This is a genomic window from Streptomyces sp. B21-083 (genome assembly GCF_036898825.1).
GTDB lineage: Bacteria > Actinomycetota > Actinomycetes > Streptomycetales > Streptomycetaceae > Streptomyces.
In genome coordinates, this window is sequence record NZ_JARUND010000001.1 from 5,216,401 (window position 1) to 5,228,583 (window position 12,183).

The 12,183-nt window shown below is 72.7% G+C and carries 7 protein-coding genes; all 7 read right to left on the reverse strand.

The window, feature by feature from the left end; translation table 11 throughout:
- A complete protein-coding gene (locus tag QA861_RS23420; protein WP_334590249.1) occupies positions 1-3,570 on the reverse strand; it encodes a tubulin-like doman-containing protein in 3,570 nt (1,189 codons plus the stop codon).
- A 112-nt stretch (positions 3,571-3,682) separates the two neighbouring features.
- Positions 3,683-6,076: a VWA domain-containing protein gene (locus QA861_RS23425; protein WP_334590250.1), complete on the reverse strand. Its 2,394-nt coding sequence runs from the start codon at positions 6,074-6,076 to the stop codon at positions 3,683-3,685.
- A gap of 144 nt (positions 6,077-6,220) precedes the next feature.
- On the reverse strand, positions 6,221-6,820 hold the full coding sequence (locus tag QA861_RS23430) for a Pycsar system effector family protein (RefSeq protein WP_334590251.1): 600 nt from the start codon (positions 6,818-6,820) through the stop codon (positions 6,221-6,223).
- Complete coding sequence (locus QA861_RS23435) at positions 6,817-7,932, reverse strand: hypothetical protein (RefSeq protein WP_334590252.1); 1,116 nt, start codon at positions 7,930-7,932, stop codon at positions 6,817-6,819. The genes QA861_RS23430 and QA861_RS23435 overlap by 4 nt, the downstream gene beginning before the upstream one ends.
- On the reverse strand, positions 7,925-10,411 hold the full coding sequence (locus QA861_RS23440) for a hypothetical protein (protein ID WP_334590253.1): 2,487 nt from the start codon (positions 10,409-10,411) through the stop codon (positions 7,925-7,927). Before QA861_RS23440 ends, QA861_RS23435 begins: the two co-directional genes overlap by 8 nt.
- Entirely contained in the window at positions 10,408-11,169 is a 762-nt protein-coding gene (locus QA861_RS23445) for a nucleotidyl cyclase domain-containing protein (RefSeq protein WP_334590254.1), read from the reverse strand. Before QA861_RS23445 ends, QA861_RS23440 begins: the two co-directional genes overlap by 4 nt.
- Before the next feature lie 130 nt (positions 11,170-11,299).
- The gene (locus QA861_RS23450; protein ID WP_334590255.1) at positions 11,300-12,034 is read right to left on the reverse strand and encodes a Crp/Fnr family transcriptional regulator; all 735 of its coding nucleotides are present in this window, start codon (positions 12,032-12,034) and stop codon (positions 11,300-11,302) included.
- Between the last annotated feature and the right edge of the window lie 149 nt (positions 12,035-12,183).

A 12,183-nucleotide genomic window follows, 5' to 3' on the forward strand; every position in this document is an offset into this window, starting at 1 on the left:
TCACCGGTCGTCTCCGTCCCAGGGGGAGCTGTCGTTGTCCCGGCGGCCGTACCGGCGTTCGTCGGGGTCGTCGTCGGGCTGGTCCCAGGGCGCGGCGGGGCGCTCGGTGCCGTGCGGGGAGCCGTTGACGTGCCCGTCACCACCACGACCGGTGCCGCCGTCCCTGGTGGAGAAACGTGAACTGCCGTCGTACGCACCGGCGTTGCCGCGCGGGGCGCCGCCGTATCCGTCCTGGCCGCGGTACTTGGCGCCGTACGGTTCGCCGTACCCCTTATGGTCCCTGCTGTTCTTGTCGATCCTGTCGTCGTCATCGTTGTCCCGGTCGGGGTCCGGCCGGTTCTCCTCCGCGTCGGACGACCGGCGTGCCGTGCCCCAGTCGTCCTCGTCCTCTTCGGCGGGCCGGGGCCGGGGGGTTTTCGGCTGGGTGCCGCCGCGGACGTGTTCGAGGAGGGTGCGCAGGGTCGGCTGGACCGCGCGCTGGTCGCCGAACTCGGTGTCCAGGGCGGCCGGGAGGGTCTCCGCCCAGAACTCCCAGAGGGGGCGTACCCAGCCCTCGACGCGTTCGCCGTCCCGTTCGCGGCGCTCCGCGAGCAGCTCCAGCTGGCGCGGAGCGGTCTTCTCGACGAGTTCGACGAACAGGGGGTGCGGGTCGCTGCCGCTCCTCGTGAGACCCAGCGGCTGGCCTCCCATCAGTTCGCGGCAGTAGTCCTCGACCGTGCGTTCGTCGTCGAGGACGGTCCAGCGTTCGTAGGAGCGCAGGAGTTCCGCCCAGCTGGACACCCCGCCGGGGAAGTCGCCCAACCGCAGCCGTACGCCCGGGACTTGGGGGCCCGCATCGGGGTGCAGGCGCAGCCGGACGCGGTCCGGGGACGTGCTCTCGCCGTCGACGACGTCGACCTGGCCGTTCCACATGCAGCACAGCAGACGGTGCAGGATGACGCGGCGGTCCTCCTCGCCGCTGACCATCCAGCTGTCCTGGTAGCCGAGTCGCTGGCGCCAGCGCAGGACGTCCTGGGCCTGCTCGTTGTCCTTCGCCCTGGCCCACTGGCGCAGCACCTTGCGGGCCTCGGGGACCTGGGTGAGGCTCATCTCGCTGCGGAACAGGACGACCGTCACCGAGTCGCTCTCGACTCCCCGGTACTCGACGGAGTTCCGGGCGTCGGAGGGGAGGCGGAGTGCCTTGCCGAGGTACTGCTCGACCTCGTCGACGGCCTCCACGCGCGGGTAGGTGACCAGCACCCGCAGGGGGCCGGTGCCCTCCGGGGTGAAGCCGACCGGCAGCAGTCCGGCCAGCTTGCGGCCGAACAGGTCGAGGGCCTCCTTGCTGACCTGGTCGGTGGCGTCGGAGTCGCCGGCCGCGGCGGCCAGCAGGGTGCTCATGGACGGCAACAGGGGCCGTTCCTCCAGCCGTTCGCCTCCCTCGGCAAACAACCGCGTGATGCGGCCCTCCAGTTGGGCCTTCACGACCGACACCGCGCCGTCGGGGCTGCGCCGGCTGATGCCGTGGACGTCACGCCAGGTGTCGCCGGAGACCAGTTTGAGCAGCAGCGCCGCCGCGTCCTCCGTCTCGCGCAGGCCCTCGCGGCGGATCAGCCTGGTCACCACGTCCTCGTAGAAGTGGTTGAGGGTGCGCTGCGGCGGCAGCAGATAGGAGATGCCCGTGCGGTCCTCGTACAGTTCGAGGCCCTTCTGCGCGGACACCTTGCGTTCCTGGTCGCTGTGGGAGCGGAAGGCGCCGACGAGCCGGGCGATGTCGGCGCCCGCGGTGTCGGCGGGGGCCCGCCAGTGCTGCTGCTGTTCGCGCCAGGCCTCGTGCCAGATGGTCCGGCAGCGCCACTGGTACCAGGCGTCCTGCTCCCGGAGCACGGCAGTCACGTCGTCGTCGCCCCAGCGGGGCGGTGAGACGCCGGCCAGCTTGCCCTTGATGCGGGGGATCTTGGGCGGCTGGTCGGTCATGCCGGCGGGGCGTTGCGGGGCGCGGGAGCGGTTGTCCAGCATGCCGAGGAAGCCGAGCCGGGCGATCGGGTCGTCGTTCTCCGGCATGCCCCGGACGACCCGGTCGGCGTGGAAGGGGTCGACGCTCAGGAGGAGTTTGTCGATGGCGGGGCGCGGTGAGAACCGGTCGGCCATGAGGGCGGCGGAGCGTTCGGCGATGGACCGCAGGTCGGCGAGCAGCCGCTGCATGTCGGAGATCCGCTCGCCGAGCGCCGCCTCGACGGCCTTGCTGCCGCGCGGCAGCGGGTCGGGGTCCAGGACGGGCAACTGCCTGCGTTCCCACAGCTCTTCGAGGTGCGAGTCGGCGAACAGCTGCCGGATCATCGGCACCGTGGTCTCGCGCAGCGCGGGCCGGGGCCGTTCCACGAGGTCGGTGACCGCCTCCCGCAGCATCCGGCCGGCGACCAGGTCGGCGAGCTGGTCCATCGGTACGGTCATCGACGCGACGAGGCTGGTGGAGACGCCCTGGCGGCCGATGCCGGTGGGGGAGAGGGCGCTGCGGTGCACTCCCCGGTTGATGAAGCTCGCGGCGAAGGTCTGGAAGTCGTCGTCGCCGCCCGTGCTGCGGCCCCGGGTGCGGGTGTCGCCCAGTTCGGTGCCGATCAGCGACATCACCAGGGAGACGATGGAGCGGCGCAGGTCGTCGGGGCGGATGCCGGCGGTCGGGGAGAAGAGGAACGAGGTGGGCAGGATGCCGGTGCGCAGCCGGATCGGCTGGGTGCCGGGGTAGCGGACACCGAGCCCGGCGGTGTGGTCGAGGTCGCCGATCTCGGCGCCCTCGGTCGGCGCGTTCTGCCCGTCCACCAGCCGGAAGAGGTCCACGAGGGCGCGGGCCGCGTTGAGTTCGGCCTCGCGCCCGCCGCCGGTGGCCGAGGAGAACGACGACGGCATGACGACCAGCGGGTAGATCTTCACGCCGTTGAAGCCGCGCAGCTGGAAGGCGTGGTTGATGAGGTGCAGATAGTCCAGGAAGATCCCGGCACCGGTCCCGCCGGCCACCGAGAACGCGACGAACACATCGCAGCCGGTGACCTTTCCGCCGCCCAGTTCGGCCAGTTCGCCGCCGGCTCTGGCCATCGAGTCGATCGCCTGGAGCAGCGGGGTGAGGACGGGCGCGAGGCCGTGCCGGAGCGTGGCGAACAGGGCGGCGCGGCCGACGGTGGGCAGTTGTCCGGCGCCGTTGTGGAGCGGGGTGACGCGCGGTTCGTCGGTGCGCGGCGGCAGCCAGTCGGCGACCTCCGCGCGCATGCTGGCCCGGAGCATCTTGGTGACCTCGGGCGAACTGTCGAAGTTCGGCAGCAGGTCGTGGGTGGCCCGTGACGTACGGGAGTAGGCGGCGCGCAGTGACGGGTCGACGTTGAACTGGGGCAGCCGCATCAGGTCCGACTCGCTGTAGTCCGCGTACACGAACTGGAGGCAGTCGGGCAGTTGGTAGGGGGCGTTGCCGCTGAGCCGGCTCAGGGCCGAGCCGTCCGGGCCGCACAGCTCGGCGCGCAGTCTGCGCTCCAGCTCGGCGCCGACCAGGCCGCCGGTGCCGCCCAGGCCGACGAAGAGCATCGGCTGGAAGATCTTCATGGGTTTCCTCCCCGCTCACGGCCGCCGGGCCGCGTGGTCGTGCGCGAAACGTTCGTGTGGGTGGGCGTGTGGGTGGGCGTGGGTGTGGGGGCGCGTGTGGGTGGTGCGGGTGTCACAGGTACGTGTCGTCGTAGGCGCTCGGGCTGCCCTGCCTGTCGGGGTCGGTGCCGTGCGGGGGACCGGCGGGACCACCGGAGGACGACGAACCGCCCCGCCAGTTACGGGAGTTACGGGAGCTGCGGGGATCACGGGGATTGCGGGTGCTGCGGGCGTCGTCGCCGAGGGCCAGGCTCAGTCCCTCGGTCAGCTGGGCCGGGGTGCCGGCCGACAACGGGGCCCGGCCGCCGCCGCGACTGCGCAGCACCGCACCGCCGTTGGGGCTGCGCTGGACGGCGTACGGGCCGTGTGCGCGGCGCTCGATGCGGGGGCTGATGTGAGCCTCGGCGACGCCGAACTCGTACCACTGCCTGTGTCCGTGCCCGGCGATGTGCGGCTCGCCCGGCAGGGGCTCGCCGTGCTCGTCGAGCAGCCGCAGCACCAGGCCGTACGGGTCCCGGCGGGCGCGGCGCAGCCGGATCAGGGCGAGGACCCCCGCGACGGACAGGACGATCAGGACGACGCCGGTCAGGACCGCCCACCAGTAGGAGTTCCAGAACTCCTCCCAGGCTCCCGGCTTCGGTGTCACTTCCACCGACAGCGGGGTCTGGACGAGGCGGCGGCCGGCGTCGGTGGTGTCCACGACGGTGACATCGCCCGCGAGGAGCAGTCCGTCGTCGGTGAGGCGGTCGCCGAAGACAACGGCGGGGGCGACCTCGACGGTCACCTCGCGGGTCCCGGACTCCCCTGCCTTCAGGGTGAGTTCGGCCGGCGTGACCGTGAGCAGACCCGCCTTGAGGTCGGTGACGGACAGCCTCAGGGTGTGCGTGGCGTCGCTCGTGTTGTGGACGGCCAGCGTGCCCGTGATCTTGCCGCCGGGGTGGGAGGAGGCGGCGGGCAGGTCGAGGGCGGTGGTGACGGGCAGCTCACCGGGGGCGACCGGGCCGCCCGCGCTGCGGGTGTCGGCGCTCAGGCCGGCGGCGGTCAGCGTGGCGCTCACCTTCAGCGTCCCGTCGGCGGACGCCGGGATCCTGGTCGTGCCGGTGAACGAGCCGTCGCTCGCCTTCGCGTCCCTGCCCCTGCCGTTGTCGGCGAGGGTCAGCGGGAGCGGGTCGAAACCGGCGCCGGTCAGCTCGCTCCTGACGCGCAGCCCCTCGTAGTCGCGCGGGTTCCTGATCTGGTAGCCCTCGCGGGTCTGGAGCCGCATCGTCACGGTGACCCGGTCGCCGGCGCGCGGGGACGGCGGGTCCATGGTGATGGCGCCGCGCAGTTCGCCCTGCCACAGCACGCTGACGGCGACGGGCTGCGAGCGGTGCCCTTCCGGCGCCTCGGCGTGCACCTTCCACACGCCGGGCAGCGGGTCGACGATCTTCAGCGCCTCCACGGTGCCGGTGCCGCCCGCGAGTTCGAAGTGTGACTGCTGGTAGGTGCCGGAGGTGGGCACCTCGTGGCCGGCCGGATCGGTGTAGGTGATCCGCACCTGGAGGTCACCCTTGTCGACGACGATGCTGCCCACGGTCGCCAGCGGCGAGATGCCGATCTCCATGGTCGCGGGCGGGCGTCGGGCGGCGGGGCCCTCCTCGCGCCGCATGCAGTGCGCGGCGGCGAAGATCCGCTCCAACGCCACGCCGATCTCCTTCGCCCCCTCGACCTTCTCGGCCTTCGGCTTGGCGGAGGGCAGGGCGACACAGCCCTTCTGGTAGCCGCCGGCCGCGATCCGGGCGAGCTGCTTCTCGTCCGGCTTCGGCCCGAATCCGAGGGGCCAGATCTGCACGCCCTGGGCGGCGGCGTTCGCCAGCTCCAGCGTCAACTGCCGTTCGCCCTCGGCCTTCCGGTGCGCCGGGTCGCCGTACTGGGGGCTGTCGTCGACCTCCATGATCCCGTCGGTGAGCAGGAACAGCACCCGGGGCGCCGAGGAGTCCGTGTCGGTGGTGAGTTCGTGGACGCCCTGCCGGATCGCACTCGGGAAGTCGGTGCCGGTGCCCTCGCCCTTCTTCCGCTTGCGCAGTTTCCCGACGCAGGCGCCGACCGTCTCGCGGCCCGCCGCGTCCAGCGTGGTGCGCGGGCACACCGGGTCCACCGCGCTCTGGCCCGCTCCCTCGGCGGCGGCGAACCCGAAGACCGTGATCCGGGAGTCCGACGACACGTCACCCAGGGCGATCCGTGCGGCGGCGGCCTTCTCGGCGGCCATGTCCGCGTCCGCGAGACTGGCCGACTCGTCCACGGCGACCGCGGAGTTGATCGCCGGGAAGGCCGGTTCGGACTCCGCCACCGGTAAGGCGTCCCGCCCGGAGTACCGGCCGGGGGCTGCCGACAGGGATATGAGCACCGCGGCGGCGCCCAGCACGGCGAGCGCGGTGCGGCGCGCCCGGCCCCTTCTTGTCCTTCGTACTCCGTTGACTCGTCCCACGGCCGTCCCCTGTTTCCCGTTTTCCGGTGTTCCTGGATCGTCGCTACTAGGTGCGCGCCGGTTGCGTGGTGCGCGCGGATACGTCGTGATAGGTGAAGTTCCGGTCCTCGGCGCGCCCCCCGAGCGCCCCCCCTCGACCGGGCTTCAGCGCGCCGTCATGCTCCAGACCAGGGCCAGCGCCGCCGAGGGGGCGAGCGAGCCGACACCCCAGCGGATGGCGCGGTACTTGGCGGAGAGGATCGCGCTGACGTCGACGGCCTGGACGAGCAGCCACCCCGCCGGATCGCGCCCCGCCTCCGCCACCCGGGCGGCGAGCGTCGTGAGGTCGCGGCGGGCGCCCACCAGATCGCCGAAGTACGTCACCTCGTCCAGCCCTTCCCGGACCGTGCCGGTGCGTGGCATGAGCGCCCCGACCAGCGCGGTCACCGACACCGCCCAGAGCAGGCCGGCCAGGATCAGCGTCACGTCGGCGGGTCCGTGCCAGCCTGGGGCGCCCTGCCAGCCGATGAGGAAGGCGGGCAGCGCGAGCGTCCCCGACAGCAACACCGCCGCCTTCGAGTCGGCCCGCCCGAGGTCTTCCCTGACGGTGCTGAGCAGCCGCTCGGCGACGCGCTCGCTCACGCGTTCGCCGGAACGGTCGGGTGAACGGTCGGGCCCGTGCCGACCCCCGTACGGCTCGGGCCCGACCTGTCCTGAGGTCCCCCCGGTTCCTCCGGTCCCCCCGGCGCCCCCGTTCCCGGTCATCGCCCGGCCTCCTCCCCCTCGTCGGCTTCGTCCACCCAGCCCCAGCCGTCGTCCCTCGGGCGCCCGCGGTGCGGCGGCTCCGGGGCGGAGGCGTCACCCGCGTAGGGGTCCGCCGGGTAGGGATTCCTCGCGTAGGGATCAGCCGGGTAGGGGTCCTGGCGCCGGGGGCGGGCGGGCGGCCGGTCCGCCACCCAGTCCGGGGTGAAGGGTTCGGCGTCGGACGGCTCCAGCTCGGGAGGGGGTGTACGGGTGCGTCCTTCGCGGCGGGCGGGAAGCGAGCCGATCGGTCCGGTGATCCCGCCCAGACGCCCCCGGTTGAGGAGGTTGAGGGCCTGTGTCTCCACGTCGTTGGACTGGATCTGACCGCTCTCCACCATGTCGAACAACCGGTCGACACGCTCCTTCTCGTCCTGTCGGCCCTCCTGCCGGATCTTCTCCAGGAAGTCCTTGGCCTCCGTCGGCTCGGCCGCCAGCATGTAGCTGAGCTGCTCCAGCTGCCCGCCCTGCAGCATGGATCTGAACCGCGCCTGGTGCACCCGCGTCAGCTCGGCCGAGGCGTGCGCGTCCCGCATGCCGTTCATGTACTCGATGGCCCGGTCGTCGACGCGCAGCCGGACGTACAGCCGTACCTTCAGGCCGAGTTCGACCCCCAGTTCACCCCAGCGTCCGCCCGCGCACTCCCGGGTGATGGCCCGGTTGGCCTGCTCGGCCTCGTGCACCCGGTAGGTCGAGGTGACCTCACGCAGCCGCTCCAGAACCGGGGCGGTGAGCCGTTTCGCGATGTCCGTCACGACCTGGACGGCGGCCAGATGCGGGTCGTCCACCGTCCAGTGGATGTCCACCTCGGCCTTGAAGAAACTCGTGCCGCCGGCCGCCGGCAACTCCATCTCCAGCGTCGTCTGGTAGGTGCCGAGCGCGATCTCGCAGATGTTGTACGGCCGCGCCAGCGCCCGCTTGTCCACATGCCGGGTCCCGGTCACGGTGACCACGCTGTGGCCGCCGTTCCGGTAGAACAGCACCAGCGCCTTCTGCGCGCTCACCTGCGGCTGGACACCGTTCGGCGCGTACTCGGTCAGGAACGGGCCCGCCGGTCCCTCGTCGTTCTCAGCCATGGCTTCTCTCCTCCTGGCCGCTCCGGCTCGGCCGTCCGACGGCGAGCCACCACAGGGAGCGCGCCAGGGTGTCGGGGAACGGGTCGTCCGGATCGTTCATCATTCGGCGCAGCAGCCAGTCCAGCCGCCGCCGGTCGGTCTCCTCGGCGGCCAGCGCGGGCAGCAGCGCCGCCAGCCCGGGCCGCGTCCACTCCGTGCCGTCCTTGCGTACGGCGGTGCGCAGCATGCTCTCCAGCGCGTCCATCGCCACGTCCTTCGAGCGGGCCGTGTTCAGTGCCGTCCACATCAAGTCGGCTATCGACAGGGCGAGTTCGGGTCGGTCGGCAGCCAGGGCGAGTGCCAGGGGCCAGTCGCCGCGCGCACCGAGCGAGGGCGCCGGCCCGTCGATCAGCAGCTTGTCCACCCTGGTCGAGGCGAGCCAGACGGTGGCCGCGAGGCCGAGCGTCTGGTACCCCTCGCGCTTGTGCGCGATCCAGTCGCCCATCCGCCCCAGCACCGTCACGGCCTGCTCGCTGTCCGGCAGCGCCAGCAGCCGTACGACGTTGAACGCGGCGGCGGCACACAGCGACTGCCCCCCGCCGTCGCGCACCCCGATCCGGGCCAGCGCGTCCAGCGCGTCGCCGGTCGAGTCCGCGCAGTTGCCGTAGCCCAGCGCCGCCGCCGCCGTCGAGCGCAGGCTCCACGTCCCGGACCGGCTCCAGTCCTCGACCAGTTTCCGTACAGCCTTGCGGTGCGAGGCGTGACCGGCCGCCTGGTCCAGCATCGTGGCCGCGAACAGCCTGCGGTGGGCGGTGCCCTCGGCGAGCGGCCTGACCAGTTCGGCGAACCCGTGGTCGAAGTCCCGTACGCACAGCTCCCCGGCGGCGACCGCCGCGCGCACCCACACCTGGGGCCGCTGGTCGTCCGCCAGCAGCCGCAGCCAGCGCACGACCGGCGCCCGCACCGGGAAGTGCCGGTCCCACAGCTCGGCCAGCACCGCCGACGGCAGGGCGCCGCCCCGGTACCAGATCAACCGCGCCGCCACCTCGGCCCCGGCCACCTCGACCTCGCCGTCGGTGAGTTCGGCGCGGGAGAGGGCCAGGTCGGCGACCGGGTCGTCACAGAACAGGGGCCGGGCGGGCGTGTGGTCGGGGTCGCACTGGACGGACAGTTCCCAGGTGAGCAGATGGGCGGCGGACGACACCGCGCTGTGCGAGGCCCCGCCGAGGACGGCGAGCGCGATCCGGAACGCCACGGGGTGGAACAGGGCGGCGGTGCTTGGCCGTTGCGGAGTTCGCTCCCCGTCCTCGGCACCCCTTTCCGCCGGTGCGACGAGCGCCCGGTCCACACCGGCGAACCACTCCTGGGCCTGGTCGGCGGCGAGACGGCGACACCCGGTCAACAGTGCTGCCTGCGACAGATCGCCGAGCAGCCGGCCGGCCAGCAGCGAGGCGAGAAACTCGGCCTCGGCGGGCCGCAATTCCTTCAGCCCGACCGCGTCCACGACCTCCTCGCTCCGCGCCAACTCCTCGGCGCGGGCGAGCAGTTCGTCTTCTGAGGGTGCTGAGGGGCTGCTTTCCAGCCGTTCCCCCAGCTGTTCCCGCAGGCGGGTGGTGAGGAGTTCCTGGGTGGGCGCGGGCGGGCAGAGCATGCCGTAGCGCCCGGCGAGCAGCGGGCCGGCCGCCGAACCGACGGTGACGACGAGTACCGCGAAGGCCTCGAACCGGGCCAGGGCGGCGGCCAGTTCGTCGAGGTCCAGCTCGTCCGGGGGCAGCGCGCCGGGCCGGGCTAGGCGCAGTTCCAGCAGGTAACCGGCGCGGCCCGGGAAGTCGTCGTCGCCCAGCTTGCCCGCCAACTGCCGTACTCCGCCGTCCGGGTCGACCCGCCGCACCGGCGAACCGGCGGCGGCCTCGCTGTCCGTGGCCTCGGGGGCGTCGGCGGTGACCTCCGCGAGAAGGGCGAGCGCCGTACTCGTACGGCCGGTGCCGGGGGCGGCGCCGAGCACCAGCAGACGGCGGGCGCGCAGCGCGTTGCGCAACTGTACGTAGCCGTCGGGGACCACGTGCGCGCGGCGCAGTGTGCGCAACTCGTCGGCGGGTACGGGGCCGTTGCGCAGGGCGGGGCCGTGCAGCCGGGTGTCGGTGCCCAGGATGATGTCGCCGAAGTGGGCGCTGTTGAAGAACGAGCGGTCGACGCTGGTCAGGTCGCGGCCGGCCTCGAAGAGCGTCCGGGTCGCGCGGCGCGTACGGGAGGCGGAGGCGAGGTCGGTGGGGCCGTCCTCGCCCTGCTCCTCGGCGAAGGGGGCGCGGGTGTACGCCTTGAACTGCTCGGCGGCGAGGGCCCGTTCGTTCTCCTTGTCGTCGCGTTCGCCGTCCTGCTTGTCCTGCCTGTCCTGCTTCTTGTCCGTCTCCTCGGGGCCCTCCCGGTCGCCGGGCCTGCCCTCGGGCCGGTGCTGGTCGGGGGCCTCGGGAACGTCGTCCGACTGCTGGTCGTCGCTCACTCGCCCCCGCCCTTCGATTCGAAGCGCACGTCCCGGTAGGTGTTGTCGCGGTGCACCGCGATGTCGCGCCCGGCGTTGTAGGTGGTCCCGGCGTCCGGGCTGCCGACGCGCGGCGGGACCCCGCTCGGCTCGTCGGTGCGGGGGCCGGGGCCGGGCGGGGCGGGGGCGGCGACGGGTAGCCGGGGCGCCGATCTGCCCGGCAGATGGAACCAGGCGGTGGTCTCGCCCTCCTTGAGGGTGAGGCGGGCCGAGACGTAGCGCTCGGGCTCGATGAACTTGCCGCCGCCGCTCACCACGTCCTCGTACAGGGAACCGGAGGTCACCAGGACCAGGTCGGCGCCCTCGGCGTCGAGCAACTGCCGGGCCACGGCGGAGTCGGCGAGGCGGCAGGCCAGATCGACGGCGCGTCCGCTGATCCCGCGCCCGTCGTGCCGGACCGGACCGACGTGCATCCCGATCCGCAGGCCCAGCGGCACCCGTAGCGCGCGGTTCTCGTCGCGCAGGTTCTCGTGCAGCTCGACCAGCCACAGCCCCAGCAGCCGGGACGCCGGGATCCCCGCGGACACCGACAGCAGTACGCCGTCCCCGCGGTCCTCCATGTGCACGGCGTCCCGCGCCACCTTGGCGTGCGTGAACGCCGTCTCCACGACCCGGTATGTCCGGGCCCGCATCCGCGACTTGTCGATGTCGTCGTACTCCCCGGAACGCCGGGCGTCGACGCTGATCACCAACTCGTAGCGCGCTTCGGTGAGATCCATGGCGTCGCCGTCCACCCCGTGCCCCCTATGGTGCGTTCGATCGTTGTTCGGTCGCCCCTCCAGCGTCGGGGCCGGGGCGAGGGGGCGTCTGTAGCCGTTTACACACGACGGGCCGGATGTTCTCGGGGGGTTACGCCTGTTGCGTCTCCGTGTCCGTGTGGCCGTCGGCGAGAAGGGCGAGCAGTTCGGGGTCGAGGATCTCCACGACACGGTTGCCGGTCCGCACGATCCGCTGGGTACGCAGCAGCCGCAGGCTCTTGGCGACGGCCTCCCGGGTGGCGCCTATGCTCGCGGCCAGCTCGTCCTGGGCCAGCTGGACGACCGAGGAACCGGACCGGGCCGACGGAGCCGGCGGGGTGTACGGGCCACGGGGGGCGCCGCCCGACCCCGACAGTTCGGTGAGCCGTCCGGCCAGGCGCTGGAGCACGGTGAGGGAGGCGAGCGCTGACCGCTCCTGGTCGGCGCTGCGGAGCCGGAAGGTGAGCTGGCGTATGACCAGCCCGCTCACCCGGGGATGCTCGGCGAGGAACCTGCGGAACGCGTCCCCCGCTATGACCTGGGCCTCGGTCGGCCCCAGCGCGCGGACGGTGGCGCTGCGCGGATGCGGGTCCAACGCGGCCATCTCCCCGAGGAGTTCGCCGGGTCCGCGCAGCCCGAGTATCAGCCGGGTGGCACCCCGGTCCGTCGCGACGGAGACGGTCACCCACCCCCTGACGACGATCAGAACATGGCTTGACCGGTCGCCCTCGGTGAGGAGATGGGCGTCCGCCGCGAAGTGCTTCGGGTTGCCGAGGGCCATGACGCCCTCGCGCTCCTGGGCGGTCAGCGCCTGCGCGAACGCCAGCTCATTGCCTAGCAGTCCCATGGCACGCCCCCCGCCGCGTTCTGGACCCCTGGTTTTGCGATGGCGTTGATGGTGACAGAGCGAAGCCCTGAGTTGAGCGGTTTCCGCCATATTGGGGGTACCGCCCGGTAATCCCTGGTAATCACCGAACGGCACGTAAACGGCGTGGA